The sequence below is a fragment of the uncultured Nostoc sp. genome (genome assembly GCF_964245575.1).
Taxonomy (GTDB): Bacteria; Cyanobacteriota; Cyanobacteriia; order Cyanobacteriales; family Nostocaceae; genus Nostoc.
In genome coordinates, this window is record NZ_CAXTNP010000027.1 from 26,223 (window position 1) to 42,303 (window position 16,081).

At 40.7% G+C, this 16,081-nt stretch carries 12 protein-coding genes, 1 tRNA gene and 1 pseudogene; all 14 read left to right on the forward strand.

The window, feature by feature from the left end; all coding sequences use genetic code 11:
* Nucleotides 1-253 precede the first annotated feature (253 nt).
* Nucleotides 254-1,441 (forward strand): alanine racemase, encoded by a 1,188-nt coding sequence (alr, locus tag ACFFAP_RS06895; protein ID WP_375510523.1) that lies wholly within the window; start codon nucleotides 254-256, stop codon nucleotides 1,439-1,441.
* 108 nt (nucleotides 1,442-1,549) lie between these two features.
* A tRNA-Leu gene (locus tag ACFFAP_RS06900) sits at nucleotides 1,550-1,631 on the forward strand.
* A 161-nt stretch (nucleotides 1,632-1,792) separates the two neighbouring features.
* Nucleotides 1,793-2,878: pseudogene (locus ACFFAP_RS06905) on the forward strand (ISKra4 family transposase).
* Between the two features lie 300 nt (nucleotides 2,879-3,178).
* Nucleotides 3,179-3,640: a DUF29 domain-containing protein gene (locus ACFFAP_RS06910; RefSeq protein WP_375510524.1), complete on the forward strand. Its 462-nt coding sequence runs from the start codon at nucleotides 3,179-3,181 to the stop codon at nucleotides 3,638-3,640.
* A 310-nt stretch (nucleotides 3,641-3,950) separates the two neighbouring features.
* Nucleotides 3,951-4,163, forward strand: coding sequence for a hypothetical protein (locus tag ACFFAP_RS06915; RefSeq protein WP_375510525.1), 213 nt, complete (start codon nucleotides 3,951-3,953; stop codon nucleotides 4,161-4,163).
* Entirely contained in the window at nucleotides 4,154-4,345 is a 192-nt protein-coding gene (locus tag ACFFAP_RS06920; RefSeq protein WP_375510526.1) for a hypothetical protein, read from the forward strand. The genes ACFFAP_RS06915 and ACFFAP_RS06920 overlap by 10 nt, the downstream gene beginning before the upstream one ends.
* A gap of 129 nt (nucleotides 4,346-4,474) precedes the next feature.
* Nucleotides 4,475-4,876, forward strand: coding sequence for a hypothetical protein (locus ACFFAP_RS06925; protein WP_375510527.1), 402 nt, complete (start codon nucleotides 4,475-4,477; stop codon nucleotides 4,874-4,876).
* A 345-nt stretch (nucleotides 4,877-5,221) separates the two neighbouring features.
* Entirely contained in the window at nucleotides 5,222-6,289 is a 1,068-nt protein-coding gene (locus ACFFAP_RS06930; RefSeq protein ID WP_375510528.1) for a response regulator, read from the forward strand.
* 207 nt (nucleotides 6,290-6,496) lie between these two features.
* A complete protein-coding gene (locus tag ACFFAP_RS06935; protein WP_375510529.1) occupies nucleotides 6,497-6,874 on the forward strand; it encodes a response regulator transcription factor in 378 nt (125 codons plus the stop codon).
* Between the two features lie 4 nt (nucleotides 6,875-6,878).
* The gene (locus ACFFAP_RS06940) at nucleotides 6,879-7,376 is read left to right on the forward strand and encodes a chemotaxis protein CheW (RefSeq protein ID WP_375510530.1); all 498 of its coding nucleotides are present in this window, start codon (nucleotides 6,879-6,881) and stop codon (nucleotides 7,374-7,376) included.
* A gap of 60 nt (nucleotides 7,377-7,436) precedes the next feature.
* Nucleotides 7,437-10,262, forward strand: coding sequence for a methyl-accepting chemotaxis protein (locus ACFFAP_RS06945; RefSeq protein WP_375510531.1), 2,826 nt, complete (start codon nucleotides 7,437-7,439; stop codon nucleotides 10,260-10,262).
* 306 nt (nucleotides 10,263-10,568) lie between these two features.
* The gene (locus tag ACFFAP_RS06950) at nucleotides 10,569-13,592 is read left to right on the forward strand and encodes a response regulator (RefSeq protein WP_375510532.1); all 3,024 of its coding nucleotides are present in this window, start codon (nucleotides 10,569-10,571) and stop codon (nucleotides 13,590-13,592) included.
* A 607-nt stretch (nucleotides 13,593-14,199) separates the two neighbouring features.
* Nucleotides 14,200-14,430, forward strand: coding sequence for a hypothetical protein (locus ACFFAP_RS06955; RefSeq protein WP_375510533.1), 231 nt, complete (start codon nucleotides 14,200-14,202; stop codon nucleotides 14,428-14,430).
* Between the two features lie 72 nt (nucleotides 14,431-14,502).
* Nucleotides 14,503-16,081: NACHT domain-containing protein (locus ACFFAP_RS06960; RefSeq protein ID WP_375510534.1), on the forward strand; the 1,579-nt coding region annotated here is incomplete at its 3' end.

Here is a 16,081-nt window from a genome sequence, read left to right on the forward strand (position 1 = left end):
CATACAGCAGAATTCAGAATTCAGAATACAGAATTTAGGAGTAAAACACGCTTTATACCTGGGTAACAGACGAATCCTTGTGTACCTACCAACTTGATATCTGCTGTAACTCTCAACTTTTACTTTACATACTGCAACATCTTGTATCAATTCCAATATGAAGGTTACACTTCCTATTTAATCTGATCTCGCTTTAGTAAGCGTGTATAGATAACTTGGAAGTTTAGCCGTGGTGGGATAGGAGTCAGTAAAAATGTTAAGTCGCAAACAAATCCCTGGTGTAGTTCCTAATCAGCAGTGCGACACCTACGCCTGGTTTTCGCAACGAGCCTGGGTAGAAATTGACTTAGGGGCGTTGTCGTACAATATACAGCAATTGGTGCAGTTTTTATCGCCACGTACTGAGTTGATGGCAGTAGTAAAAGCTGATGCCTATGGACATGGAGCGGTAACAGTCGCCCAAACTGCAATCGAATCGGGAGCTAGTTGGCTGGGAGTCGCTACAGTTCCAGAAGCTATTCAATTGCGAGAAGGCGGGATTGAAGGACCCATTTTGATTTTAGGGGCAACTCATACACCAGAGCAAATTCATGCGATCGCACATTGGAAACTTCAGCCCACACTCTGTAGCCCTAAACAAGCTTTAGTATTTTCCGATATCCTAGAATCCATGAATCATGGTTCTCCAGTGCCCGTACACATCAAATTAGACACGGGAATGTCTAGGTTGGGAACTAATTGGCAGCAAGCTGGTGAATTTGTGCAATTAGTACAGCGCTTACCACATCTATCTATTGCCAGTATTTATTCTCATTTGGCAACAGCAGATGATCCTGATACTACGGCAATGGAAGAACAGCATAGACGATTTGAGGAAGCGATCGCTCAAATCAAAGCAATGGGAATTGAACCACCTTGCTTGCACTTGGCAAACTCAGCCGCCGCACTTACAAATCCGGCATTGCACTACGACATTGTGCGAGTAGGTTTAGCTGTTTACGGACTCTACCCAGCAACCCATTTACAAAATGCGATCGATCTCAAGCCGGTTTTGCAACTTAAAGCAAGAGTCACCCAAGTTAAAACAATTGCCGCAGGAACTGCTGTTAGTTACGGGCATCAATTTATTGCCCCGCGTGAACTTTGCCTCGCTGTCGTCGGAATTGGCTATGCTGACGGTGTGCCTCGCAGTCTTTCCAACAAAATGCAGGCGTTAATTCGCGGTCAGCGAGTTTCGCAAATTGGGGCAATTACAATGGATCAGTTGATGCTGGATGTGAGTGCTATACCCAATATGCAAGAAGGGGAAGTAGTCACCTTGCTAGGGGAACAGGGAAAAGAAAACATTTCAGCAGACGATTGGGCAGAACAACTAAACACTATTTCTTGGGAAATTCTTTGTGGGTTTAAGCATCGTCTGCCTCGTGTTGCGGTGATGTAATTGGGCATGGGGCATTGGAAAAAGATTTACTGCAACTTTTCCTCTACTCCCTCACTCCCCACTCCCTATTCCCAAAAATAATTTCTCATGGTATGATAGGAAACTGATGCGGATGTGGCGGAATTGGCAGACGCGCTAGATTTAGGTTCTAGTTCCGAAAGGAGTGAAGGTTCAAGTCCTTTCATCCGCATTTTTAATTTACGGAAAGTGCATGAGTCAATAGGCTCATGCACTTTTGGTAAATTCATCCTCAACTCCAAGCAGTAAAGGGAGCATCTCACCTTTGCAAATATAGGTGTAGGTGAGGGAAAATAGTTATACTCTCCTTCACGAGTGGCAAATGCAACTACTATGACCCCTGAAGACTCCCAACGCCTAGAAGCCTGCTTGGTGGAAGCGGCAGAAATTCTTTATCGGAACACCCAGACTGAAGAACTAAAAAGCTTTGAGAGTTTAGAAAAAGCAGTACGAACCAAGATGCTAGAGCAAGTAAGTCCAAAAATTGCTTTTTTTTTATCAAACAAGTCACAGGGACAGAAAAAGGTAGAAAAAGAATAGTCAAGAGCGTTTTGGGAAAGGTTACAGTCACGGATAAACAAGCAGAAGTATTGGGATTAAAGCCTTATAGCCAGTTAAGTCCACTATTTGAAAAAAATTGTCTGCTGTTGAGTGGAAACGAATCATTTCAAGATGGTGAAAAAGATATTGAAATTGACAGGGATGAAACTATCTCACAGCACCTTACAACGACTGGTTCATCGGCAGGACTTTCAGGAGCCGCAGACTCTTCAAGGAGTATCAGAGGTTAGTATTGATGGAGGAAAAGTCCGTTTGCGTTCTCAAGTCAAGGGTGTAGAAAGCTATTGGCGAGACTATAAAGCGGTTCGCCTGCAAGGTATTTACTACGGTACATTCTTCCAAGATAATCTGTCCCTAACAGATTGGGTTAATAGTCAACGTCTTCTTTCCCCTCTGGTCTGTTTGGGAGATGGGCATGATGGAGTCTGGAATCTGTTTCAGGAGATTGGTAGTGAGCAACAAAGGCAGGAAATCTTAGACTGGTATCACTTGAAGGAAAACCTCTACAAGGTTGGTGGCTCAATCAAACGTTTAAAAGCCGCAGAGACTTTTCTTTGGCTGGGTCAGATTGAGTCAGCGATGCCTGCGGCGGGCTACGCCTACGCACTATTTGTCGATTTGAAAAAAAAGCCCGCCCAAAACTTCATCAACTATCTTAAAAAGCATTCTCAAGGAATTGTTAACTATGAGTATTTATGAGAAGAAGGCTTATGCTCTATTGGTTCTGGCGCTGTAGAATCTGCGGTTAAACAGATCGGTAAGCGGTTAAAAATTTCTGGAGCACAGTGGAAATTAGCAAACGTGCCTCGAATGCTACAACTGCGATCTGCCTATCTCAATGGTCAGCTTACTACCTAAATATTTTTGCAAAGGTGAGATGCTCCCAGCAGTAAAGTCCAGTAGAGCTATACTTTGCTGGCGTAAGAAGATTGTTATCTGTGTTTTTTAACTTTGCGATCGCTCACTTCTTGCGTGATCTCAAAAATCAAATCGGATTGCTAAAGATTTTGTTATCATATACTCACTCTGTTGCTCGTTAAGTCTCAACTTCCACTTAGAGTCAGCCCAAAAGCAACGTATATTAGATGTATCACGGGCATAGCAAGAGCGGAATTAAATCAACCTTAATAGTTGGATTTTGGGAGGTTTAAAAATCAGATGACAGCGCCTCAACCAACGGTCTTTACAAACTCTCATCTTTACGACCAAGATTTTTATCTGTGGATAGAGACAACAGCTAAACAATTAAAAGAAGGCAGATTTTCTGAGATTGATTTAGAAAATCTGATTGAAGAGATTGAATGCATGGCAAGAAGTGAAAAACACGTGCTTGCGAGTAATTTAGTTGTTCTATTAATGCATCTACTAAAATATAAATATCAGCCAGAAAAACGTTCTAATAGTTGGAAAGGAACTATTAGAGAACATCGCCGCAGATTGAGAATAACTTTTAAGGATAGTCCTAGTTTAAAACCATATTTCCAAGAAGTTTGGATTGAGTGTTATCAAGATGCGAGAAAACAAGCCAGTGATGAAACTGGTTTATCGCTTGATACTTTTGGGGTAGACTCTCCGTTTACTGCGGATGAATGTTTAGATGAAGACTTTTTACCTAATTAGTGGATTGTTGATATTTAACCCACAGCATAATCTGTAAATTGGCGCTTAAATGGCGAATCCGCATCCTTAAGTCATTTGAAACTGTCAGTGGGTGATGCCTGTGGCGGGCTACACCAAAGCATTCATAAACAATTAAGGGATAATCTTAAAAGCTTCAGTAGCTAGTTTTTTTTGTAATGTTAGGTGTAGGGTAATCGGTATCGGAAAAGTATGGCCTGTGATAAGACTCTAAACTTTTGCAGAGTCTATGGGGCTGATATTAAATTTTTTTCATGCTCAAAGTGTAATATAATACCTCACGCCTTTAGCCATGAACGAACAACGCCAGCAAGAGTATTTCAACCTCATTCAAAACCTGTTAAATTGCCGTAGTCACGATGAAATCCTAGAGACTTTGGTAGCAAGCCAAGAATTAGTGGATTTTGGCTTCTTGCAAACGCTAGAAGCGAAGGGGGCGATGTTTTCACAGCAGGGAGATGAGAATAAAGCGAATTGGGGTGCCAACGTTTTGCAATGCAACTAAAGGAAACGTTGAATCTAGATATTACATTAGATTTGCAATCTCTCAGTGAGGAGGAGATACGAACATATGCCCAATTCTTGATGGAGGTAATCCAAGCAACTACAGAAAGTAGAGGTAATACCCAGGTAGTTTACCCGTTGCTGGCAAAGAATCCAGACAAACTCGACGGGGTGTTAGCATAAATATTGCGCCTTTGGGGGAGAAATACACGGTGGGAAGCAGAAGCAAATAACGGGAAATCCCTAGCAGCAGTTATTGTCAATTTTAGCAATTTAATAGCACAATTCCCCTCGGGTGACAAAGCCAGCAATATGGAAATTGCCATCACTGGCTATGAAGTAGCGCTGATGGTCTACACCGAGCAAGCTTTTCCCCAAAATTGGGCAGGGACGCAAAATAATCTCGGTCTTGCTTACGCTAACAAAATCAGAGGAGAGCAGACTGAGAATTTAGAGCGGGCGATCGCTTGTTACCAAAGAATAATCTTGCTGTGCGATCGCGCATTTTGGACAACCAGAAAAATTTACCTGAAGACGCCGATTAATTTCAACCCTTTTTCTGATACGGTTACTAGCCCTTCTGAATTATGTTTTATTTTTGTCAAAAAAATCAGTATTATCTCCGTAGTCACAACGGGGATATTTAATGAAAAGTGGCTTCATCTAGTCCTTACTTGCTTAAAGACTAGATTGAACTTCAGTGTAAATACATAAATCCAAATATATCACTATCTACAAAATCAGTATTATTCCTGTGGTCAGATTGGGGTTACTCAATGGAAAGTGGCTTCATCTAGTCTTGACATTTTTATGTCTTATTGTCCAGAAATGTCTGTAAATCTCAGTAACAGAAAGTAAATTAATCATAATTTACGAATTTACTGAGATTTGATCGTTTGAAAATAACGCTGTTTTCGTTGAGTTTCACCACAAAGTCTAGAAATAAGCTGATTTAGTTAAAAATACAAAAAATTGATGCTTTTTACTTGATTTCAATTGTGGAATAACTCTATACAAATTTAACTTACACATATCGAATTTAGCTGAAGTAAAAGCAAAATGAGCATAACTCCTATAGGTAGCTACAGGTTGTTCCAGAAACTACATCCGCTATCTCTGTTGGCACAATTAACCAGTCGGCGTGTTACAGGGTGCTTAAATATATCTACTGGAATAGTTTCTTGGTCAATTTATCTAGAGGACGGTAAACTTACTTATGCCTCCTATTCAGATAAACTGTTTGAGCGGCTTGACAGTCACTTGCGACGCTTGAGCCAGCAAATTCCTGCTCTCAACAGCGCCACTCGTGTGCAGATGCGGCTGATGTTTGAGACGAAGAATGAACATCAATCAATACCCAATGCGGATTACCAAGCTATTTGTTGGTTGGTAAATCAGGACTATATCACCTCTGTGCAAGCAGCAAGCCTGATAGACGAATTAGCAAAAGAAGTACTGGAATCATTTTTATGCTTAAAAGAAGGTAGCTATGAATTCAGCCCAGAAAGCTCTTTAGATGAATTACCAAAGTTCTGTCGCCTGGATTTGCGGTTACTTGTTGAACACTGTCAAAAGCAGTTACGAAATCGGCAAAATATCCAGTCATCAATTCCGGCTGGTGGGGCTTCCCAAGTTTTGTCTAAAATACAACCGTCTCAAGTTCAGCCACAAGTGCAAATAAAACTTGGGCAAAAGTTACCGATACCAATCAATTTTGATATTCCGGAAAATAATAAAACTACTCAGCTACCTGTTGGCAAAAAACTATATACAATTGCCTGCATTGATGATAGCCAAACAGTTTTAAATTCCATCAAACACTTTTTGGATGAAAAAACATTTTCAGTGGTGATGATTAACGATCCTGTCAAGGCTTTAATGCAAATTATTCGGAGTAAACCCGATCTGATATTGCTAGATGTTGAGATGCCAAGTTTAGATGGCTATGAGCTATGTTCCTTATTACGAAAACATTCAGCTTTTAAACATACGCCTATCATTATGGTGACTGGTAGAACAGGATTTATCGACAGGGCAAAGGCGAAACTAGTCAGATCATCAGGATATTTAACTAAGCCTTTTACACAATCAGAATTGCTAAAAATGGTTTTTAAACATCTTGGTTAATTTAGTAACAACCAATAACTATAGAAATGCGATTTGATTTTTGAACTTATTTGTGTAGGGAGGAAGTAGGGAGTAGAGATGCGATTAATTGCATCTCTACTAGGGAATCAGCCCTTTTGAATTAAGGGCGAGTTTTTTCAAAAATCAAAGAGGAGTCTTATATAACCAAATTTAATAGCCTTCAGTTATTTTTTAGGAGATTTAATAGTGAGTCTGACTTTACTTGGCACAATTCTGATTGTAGAAGATTCTCCCAGTGAATTGGAATTGATGAGTCATTATCTGAAAGAAAGTGGTTACAACGTAATTAAAGCAAGTGGTGCAAAAGAGGGTTTAGAAAAAGCTGTGTTAGAAAAACCAGATGCGATCGTTACTGATGTAGTAATGCCAGAAATGAGCGGATTTGAATTATGTCGTTATCTGAGAAGAAATCCGATTACTGCAAAAGTGCCAATTGTAATTTGTAGTTCAAAAAATCAAGAAATTGACCGATTATGGGCGATGAGACAAGGTGCAGATGCCTACATAACTAAACCTTATACCCGCGAACATCTGCTACGCACTATTAAATCAGTGGTAATTTGAATCAATGACTAGTATAAACATTACACTTCCTTCAAAAGAAACCCAAAATAATTTAGCAGAGGGTTATCTGAAGTTTCAGCTAAATCAACAGACTGCTGCTGTTTTATCAATGAAACATACGCAAGAAGCAATTATTGTGCCTATTGAATCTGTAACCTCAATGCCTAATATGCCCTCCTGTATATTAGGATTGATGAATTGGCGGAGTCGGATAATTTGGGTTGTTGATTTGCCAAGAATGCTCAATTTAGAATCCCTAGATTATCGACTGCGGCAGTACAGTGCGATCGTTATTCAAGTCGAATCATTGGTGTTGGGTTTAGTTGTGCAAGAAATAAAAGGTACGACTAAGTTCATCCCTGATCATATTCATTCTCCTATAGGACAAGTGGCATCCAGTTTAGTTCCTTATTTATGTGGGTGCGTTGTGCAACAAGAAGAAATATTACTGGTATTAGATGCTCAGGCAATTGTGCAGTCTTCTATTCTCCGCAGTGATTAGGGTGTATTACTAAAAAAGATTTTTAGTGTTCTTATTCACATAGTTAGGAGAATTACTTTTATGTTTAATAAAACCAATGCGAATCAAGGTAGTGGCGCTCAAAATCGAGCATCACTGATTTCATCCCAAAAAATAAATGGTAGTGTCATAAAGCTACCAAGTAAAACTACTAGTAAAACGGCTAATAATTCTTTACTAAATCAGGCTATTGCCTCTTTTGCAAAACTCGGATTGGCTAAGAAAGCGACTATTTTAGCGATCGCAATCGGTACAATCCCAATATTGGGCATCGGCGCGATCGCTTTTAGCTTCGCCAACAAATCAATTACTAAGCAAATTACCCAATCTCAACAAGCTGAAGCCATTGGCTTGAGTGATAAAGTTAACCGTTTCATGTTGGGACGCTACGGAGATATTCAGATCATCTCAAGTTTACTTTTTTTGACAAGTCCCCAAGCTAGTGTAAATATTACCACTCAAGATAAACAAGCAATTCTAGATCGAGTTGTCGAAGCCTACAAAGTTTATGACAGTATTGCTGTTTTTGATCGCCAAGGTAACTTGATTGTCCAATCCACAGGCGAACCCCTGGACAACCAAAAAGACCGTACCTACTTTCAAGACGCTTTACAAAAAGATATTCCTGTCATCAGTAAACCTGAAGCAGCAAAAAATACTGGTGTAGTGAATATTTATATAGCTGCACCTGTGAAACAGACAAGGACGAGCCAAACCATTGGTGTGGTAAGAGCGCGGATGCCCGTAAAATCTTTAGAGGAAGTCATCAAAAACTACGTAGCCAATGGGCAACAATACCATTTGCTCGATGCTTCAGGAAAAGTTTTCTTGAGTCCACAAAAGGAATTATTAGGGAAAGAGGCAAAGGGAGAGTATTCTAGTTTACCTAAACTGGTAACAGCCAATAAGGTAGATAGTTTTATACAAGTTCCCAAAACTTACAAAAAAGAAGAACTAGTCAGCTACGTACCAGCGAGTAAGTTAGATGGCTTACCAGATTTAAACTGGCAAGTACTTTTATCCACAGACACAGCAATTGTATTTGAGCCGCAAAGACAATTGTTGTGGATTATAGCCATCGGTACAGCAGTGACAGCATTGATTGTAGCTGCGATCGCATCTCGGTTAGCTAAACTTACTACACAGCCAATTTTAAATGCGACTGCGGTATTAGCAAAGCTTGCTCAAGGTAAATTCAATACCCGTCTGGAAATTGCAAGAGAAGACGAATTAGGGGTATTGAGTGCAAATATCAACCAGATGGCCGAACAATTGCAAGTCTTAGTTAAAGAACAGGAACTGGACGTTGAAGGGGCAAAATTACTAACAGATATCACCTTACGAATTCGGAGAAGTCTCAAAACTGAAGATATTTATCACGCAGCAGTAAAAGAAGTTCAGCGATCGCTAAAAACAGACCGGGTAATTATTTATAGTCTGAATCAAAATACTGGGGATGGTGTTGTCGTTGCTGAATCAGTAACTGGTAATTGGCCGGAAATGCTCGGAGTGAAAATTGACGATCCTTATTTTCGGGAACGTTATATAGAAACTTATCACTATGGACAGGTGCAAGCAATTGCAAACATTCATCAAGACCAAAGCTTGAAAAATGCTGCCGATTACGTCCAATTTTTGGAAAAATTTGCTGTCAAAGGTAATTTGATCGTACCAATTCTTGCCCAAGGCCAGCTTTTATCCTTATTAATTGCTCATCATTGCGAAAATCCTCGTGTTTGGCAACAGCCGGAAATTGACTTGTTTCAACAGATAGCAACTCAAATTGGCTATGCCTTAGAACAAGCCAAGTTATTAGAAGAGATACAATCTAGGAATGTTGCAGTAGTTGGTTCTGACGACGAACGGCATCAAAAAGAAACACTGCAACAGCAACTTTTAGAACTGCTCAATAATGTAGAAGGTGCAGCCAGAGGCGACTTGACAGTACGTGCAGACGTGACGGCTGGGGAAATAGGCACTGTTGCCGACTTTTTTAACTCCATTGTAGAAAGCCTCCGGGATATTGTTACCCAAGTTCAACAAGCTGCTATCCATGTGAATGCTGCCATTGGCTCTAATGAAGGAGCCATCAGCCACTTAGCAGAGGAAGCACTCACCCAAGCTGCCGAAATCAACCGTACCTTGGATGCTGTTGACCAAATGACCGAATCCATGCAGTCCGTAGCCGAAAGCGCCGAAAAAGCTGCTTTCGTTGCCAATCATGCGGCTCACACCGCTACTAAGAGTGGACACGCGATGGATTTAACAGTACAAAACATCCTGTCTTTGCGGGAAACTGTGGGTGAAACTGCTAAGAAAATGAAACGTTTGGGAGAATCTTCGCAACAAATTTCTCGCGTGGTTTCCTTGATTAACCAAATCGCTATTCAAACTAACTTACTAGCCATTAACGCCGGTATTGAAGCAGCGCGTGCGGGTGAAGAAGGTCAAGGTTTTGCCGTAGTGGCTGAAGAAGTCGGCGAACTAGCAGTTAGGAGTGCCGCAGCAACTCAAGAAATTGAACAAATTGTTGAAAATATTCAACAAGAAACCAGTGAAGTGGTACAGGCGATGGAAATAGGCACTAGCCAAGTGGTAGAAGGAACTCGAATTGTGGAGGAGGCTAAACAAAGTCTGAGTGAAATTTTAGATGTATCGCGTGAAATTGACTCCTTAGTGCAGTCGATTTCCACTGCAACTGCATCTCAGGTTGAAACATCGCAAAGTGTTAGCCAATTGATGAAAGATATCGCTGCTGTATCACAACGCACCAGCGATTCTTCTCGCCAAGTTTCCGAATCTCTGCAACAAACTGTGGAGATTTCTCATCAGTTACAAGAGACTGTCGAGGCTTTCAAAGTTAGTTAAGTTTGTCAAAAGTCATTTGTCAAAAGTCATTTATTATTTGCTAGTGACCAATGACAAATGACTTTTGTTATTTGTCCGTTGTCATTTGTCCAAAGTCTAGTTACCAATTACTAATGACTAAGTAAGTCGGTGAGAATAATTCAAACTATACTAACTCATGTAAAAAATATTCAAATTAGTTTGTAGTGAGGGCTAAAGCCCTACTTTGAGGGCTAAAGCCTTCACTACAAACCTTTAATTATTTACGTCGTCCTACTTAATGACTAATGACCAATGACCAATGACCAATAATTAAGGAAAAAAACCATGTTACAAGACAAAGAACTAGAAATCCAGATGCAGTTTCTGGAAGAAGCAACTGATTACTTGAATACCTTAGAAGGGGTATTACTGGAAATCGATACTAGTAATCGCATCGATTTAGATAAAATCAATGCTGCACTCCGGGCCGCTCATTCTATCAAAGGTGGTGCGGGGATGATGGGATTTAGATCACTAAGTGATTTAGCTCACCGTCTGGAAGATTCCTTTAAAGTTTTAAAAACTAAAAAAAATTCTCTCGAAATTGATACCCAGTTGCAAAGTTTATTGCTATCTGGAGTTGACTGGCTACGTCAGATTGTAGAATTGCTAGCAGAAGGAAATGTTGTCGAAGATGCGTGGTTAGCAACCTTTTGTTACCCAATTTTTGATGAGTTGCACGATCGCTTGGGTGACCCCACCCCTGAGGATGCCTCAACCATGCTATCGCCAGAAGATGGCCAAGACGTTATTCCCTTGCTATTTGGCACAGAAGTAGAAGAGTGTTTGCAACGCCTAGAATCTATATTGGCAGATAGCAAACAGCCCGGATTGCATGAAGAACTTGTCATAATGGCAGCTGAATTGGGCGGTTTGGGTGAAATGCTCCAGTTGGCAGCTTTTACCAAGCTTTGTGAGTCAGTAACGCAACTATTGGAAACTGTTAGCAGCTCGCGCATTCCCGAAATTGCCCAGTTAGCATTGCAAGCATGGCGGCGATCGCAAGCTTTGGTGTTGACAAATCAACTAGATAACTTGCCTACAGAACTTGACTTTGCTAGTTATAAGCAATCTCAGCCACTATTACCAGCCGAAATAATACCAGATATCGCCACAGACACAGAAGTAGTTTCAACATCTATTTGGCCGCTAGAAAACACTAGAGAAAATTGGACTAATCATGAAGCTTTGGCGCAGCCTGGCGCAGGTATCGCTGCTAACTTTACATTTTTAGATGCAGAATTTGCAGATGATGTTAATGCTGTCAATGTCACTGAACACAATACAATATTTGCCAGAGAAAATAATCCTCCAGATGCCAGATTTAGCGAAGGCAAAGGGGAGCCAAATGGCGTTGCGAAAGAGCGGGAAACTCATGAAAATAGTGTCCGAGTTCCCAGCAAACAACTAGAGCAAATTAATGATTTATTTGGCGAACTGATTGTCCAGCGAAACGGGTTAAACTCGCAACTAGAAAGATTACGCAAACTCGTTCGGAACTTAAACCAGCGAGTCCAAGTTCTCGACCGAGAAAACCAGGAATTACGTATAGCTTATGACAAAATTTCCACTCAAGCTGCTAGGATGCGAGTACAAGCTGAAAATAGCCATGAAACACAAAACATAGACAGGGGATTTGATGCCTTAGAAATGGATCGCTATAACGATTTAAACCTGCGATCGCAGGAAGTTATGGAAACCATTGTTCAGGTACAGGAAGTTACAACTGATGTGCAACTCAGTGTAGATGATACAGACCAAATTGCTCGTAAAATAAACAAAACATCCAAACAGTTACAAACAAAGCTAAATCACATCATAATGCGGCCACTGTCCGATTTAATTGAACGTTTTCCTAGAGCTTTGCGCGATTTAAATGTAGAGTATGGGAAAAATGTCCAGTTAAAAATTGAAGGTGGCAACACTTTAATTGAACGCAGCATTTTAGAAGCATTAAACGAACCTTTAATGCATCTCTTAAGGAACGCCTTCGATCATGGTATCGAAGACTCTAGCACTCGCCGCCTTCTGGGTAAACCAGAACAAGGATTGATTGAAATTACAGCTACTCACCGCAGCAATCGCACTCTGATTACTATCCGTGATGATGGTTGGGGCATTTCTCTGGAAAAAATTCGTACCCGCGCCCTAGCTATGGGATTGGATGCTTCTCTACTCGCTAATGCTAGTGATGAAGAACTGTTATCACTAATTTTTGAACCAGGTTTTACCACCTCCGAACAAGTCACAGCATTATCTGGTCGCGGTGTCGGTATGGATGTGGTTCGTAACAACCTTAAACTAATTCGAGGAGATGTGAAAGTTGATACGGAACCAGGAGTTGGTACTACCTTCACCTTATCACTACCATTTACACTTTCCGTGGCACGAGTTCTGCTGGTAGAAATCAACAAAATGCTATTGGCATTTCCCACAGATGTCATTTCAGAAATATCCTTACTCCAAGACGAGCGAGTTTTCCAAATGGCAGGTAGCGAAGTTCTAAATTGGCAAGGAAACATGCTACCACTGATTCGCCTGACTCAATATTTAGAGTTTAATTGCCTGCGCTACGATCGCTCAGAATTAGAAGCTCCGGCAGCAATTAATGCTAACAGCGTCTTAGTAGTCAAAGGTAATAATCAGCCAGTAGCAATCCAAATAGACCGTTGCTGGGGTGAACAGGAAGTTGCTATTCGCCAAGTCGAGGGAAATATACCTTTACCTGAAGGCTTTAGCAACTGCACAATTCTTGGTGATGGTCGAGTAGTGCCACTAGTTAATATTAATGAGTTGCTGTATTGGATTGCTACAAATCGGCGGACTCCTAGAGGTACTCAATTACCATCAGCAAGGTTAAAAACACCGTTCCTGATATTTGATGAAAACAAAATATCAGCCGCATCTGTTAAGCAGAAAGGCACAGTTTTAATCGTAGATGACTCGATTAATGTTCGCCGCTTTTTAGCGCTGACCCTTGAAAAAGGAGGGTATCAAGTAGAGCAAGCTAAAGATGGTCAAGATGCCTTAGAAAAACTCCATAGTGGATTGATAGTTGAGGCGGTAATTTGTGATATTGAAATGCCTCGCCTTGATGGTTATGGTTTTTTAGGTAAGATAAATTCAGACGTTAATACAAAAAATATTCCTGTTGCGATGCTGACTTCTCGTAGCAGCAATAAACATCGGCAATTGGCGATGCAATTGGGTGCTAAGGCTTACTTTTCTAAACCTTATAACGAGCAAGAATTACTCCAAACGCTGGAGGAAATAATTCGTGCTGTAGCAGAAAAGGCAGCTTCTAATTAATAATTCATAACTAGGTTTCATATATTTTCGTAGGGTGCGTTAGCCTTTGGCGTAACGCACTGTTTGTTTTAACTTCTACTGCCTTGGCGATTAGAAGTCACGGCTACACAAACAAAACCAGCCTGCGCGGGTTAAAAATTTGACTTTTTCCTTAGTCCGCGCACAGACAAGTAGTATGAATTAAGCGATCGCACTCTCCACAATGGATTCTCCACAATAGAGTTAATTAACGATTTTTGCAATTCGCTACTTCCTTGCAACTAAGAACCTAACTGGATAATTGCTAATTAATTGCGTGATATACTGAGTTATCTTGGCAATAATCGCCAAGGTTTTGCGAAATGGTATTTGTCAAGCTTGAAGTAATTGCTGACATCGCGTGATCTATGGTGAATTTATGGTAACTGTAACACTGACGGCTGTTGCTACTGCGATCGCAACTACGCTTTGGACTAAAGCGCAGGAGGAAATCGGCAAAAACATTGGTCATGCTGTATCGATGGCTCCTGGTTAGTTAATAGAATTACTCCGCCAGAAGAATAAATCGCCATTACTCACCACTGCTGTTGAAGGAAATGAACCGCAGCGTTTAGATTATGGTCAAGCAGTGCTGGAACTGAAAGCAGCAGCAGACACAGACCCAGAAATTGCTCAAGCTGTTGTGGAAGTTGAAGCAGCAGCAAAAGCAGAACCAAAGCTCACTCAAAAAATTCAAGAAATCGAAAATACTCTCAAGTCTCAACAGCCAACCATTCAAAATCTGACGCAGCTAGCAGAAAAAATTGGGGTTGTAAATCAAGGACAAATAAATAACCAAACTAATAACTTCAACTTTTGACTACAGTCGTCTCAAGGGGAGGATGGGACAAAGTTAACTCTCGATGACTGGCGCAAAGTCTGCCGTGAATTGTTGGCAGAACGGCGAAAGCTGACTACAAATCCTCTGACATCAACTGAAGGAATCGCCCTGCAAGTTGATGATGTTTACGTACCACTGGGATTAGTTGAGCGCAAAAAAGTATCGAAGCGTCAAGGTGATATTTCTCCAGAACAGGGGTCAAAACTGTACAAGGAGACAGAAATCACCAAAACATTTGAGCATGATGCTTTTCTTGAAGAAGTTCTCAAACAGAAGAACACGCCTAAAAGTCAAGGTAAGCGGATTGCAATTATTGGCGAACCCGGAGCAGGAAAGACAACACTGTTACAGCAGATTGCTGAGTGGGTATCTCGTGAGATTCACCAGTCGATTGTGATTTGGGTATCTTTAGCAGATTTGCGAGAGAAGGAACTAAAATCTTATCTGTTCGAGACTTGGTTAACTCAGGTGGCTGAGAAAATAGGTAAAGCTGAAGCCACTGAGCAACTAGAGAATGATTTTGTTGCTCTGTTTAATCAAAATAATGTGTGGTTGCTGCTAGATGGGTTAGATGAAATGTCCGCATCTAATCCTCTAACAGAAATTGCTCGACAATTCCGTGAAGTAGGGTTAATTTCTCAAGCGCGAATTGTGCTGACTTGTCGGGTTAATCTGTGGGATGGCAGCATTAATGCACTTGATAATTTTGATATTTATCGCAGTTTAGATTTTTCTTATCCACAACAAGAGAAATTTATTGACAAATGGTTCACTGCTATTCCCGAAACTGGGAAGCAGTTATGTACTGCGTTGAAAGAATCAGGTAAGGAACGGATTCAGGATTTAGTGAAAAATCCTCTGCGGTTGACGCTGCTGTGCTTAAATTGGCAAGCAGGAGATGGCAAATTACCGGATACTCAAGCGGGACTCTATCAGCAATTTGTTGATGACTTCTACAACTGGAAAAAAGAGGAATTTGTTACAGATTCTGACCAGCGTCAGCAACTCAATGTCGAGTTGGGGAAATTAGCTAAAGAAGCTATAGACAAAGAAGTAACCCGTTTTCGTTTGCGGCAGGATTTTGTTAGTCAGTTTTTGGGAGATGCTGATAATGAAAACTCGCTGCTGAAATTGGCACTAAATCGCGGCTGGCTGAACAGGGTAGGGATAGATACAAATAGAAAACCTGTTTACGCTTTCTTTCATGCCTCATTTCAAGAGTACTTTGCTGCTAAAGCAATTGATGACTGGCATTTCTTTCTCAACCACGTTCCCAAAAATCCCGATCAAGGAACTTATCGTATCTTTGAGCCGCAATGGAAGCAAACAATATTACTTTGGTTAGGGCGAGAAGAAAACCTCAACCAGCAAAAGCAACAGTTTATTGATGCTTTAGTTAATTTTAAAGATGGATGTCAAAAATTTTATGAATATCGCGCCTATTTTTTAGCTGCCGCAGGAATTACAGAGTTTAGAGATTATTTGAAAGCAGATGAAATAGTAAGGCAAATTGCCGAGTGGACAATTAACAGTCGCAGTTCAATCGAAAAGGAAGTTAAATCAGCACTGCAACAAACAGACCGCACAAAAGCGATCGCCGCCTTGGTGCAACTGCTGCAATCAACTACTG

Coding starts and splice junctions, on each gene's coding strand:
- alr (WP_375510523.1), top strand. CDS start 254: ATGTTAAGTCGCAAACAAATCCCTGGTGTAGTTCCTAATCAGCAGTGC.
- ACFFAP_RS06910 (WP_375510524.1), top strand. CDS start 3,179: ATGACAGCGCCTCAACCAACGGTCTTTACAAACTCTCATCTTTACGAC.
- ACFFAP_RS06915 (WP_375510525.1), top strand. CDS start 3,951: ATGAACGAACAACGCCAGCAAGAGTATTTCAACCTCATTCAAAACCTG.
- ACFFAP_RS06920 (WP_375510526.1), top strand. CDS start 4,154: ATGCAACTAAAGGAAACGTTGAATCTAGATATTACATTAGATTTGCAA.
- ACFFAP_RS06925 (WP_375510527.1), top strand. CDS start 4,475: ATGGAAATTGCCATCACTGGCTATGAAGTAGCGCTGATGGTCTACACC.
- ACFFAP_RS06930 (WP_375510528.1), top strand. CDS start 5,222: ATGAGCATAACTCCTATAGGTAGCTACAGGTTGTTCCAGAAACTACAT.
- ACFFAP_RS06940 (WP_375510530.1), top strand. CDS start 6,879: ATGACTAGTATAAACATTACACTTCCTTCAAAAGAAACCCAAAATAAT.
- ACFFAP_RS06945 (WP_375510531.1), top strand. CDS start 7,437: ATGTTTAATAAAACCAATGCGAATCAAGGTAGTGGCGCTCAAAATCGA.
- ACFFAP_RS06950 (WP_375510532.1), top strand. CDS start 10,569: ATGTTACAAGACAAAGAACTAGAAATCCAGATGCAGTTTCTGGAAGAA.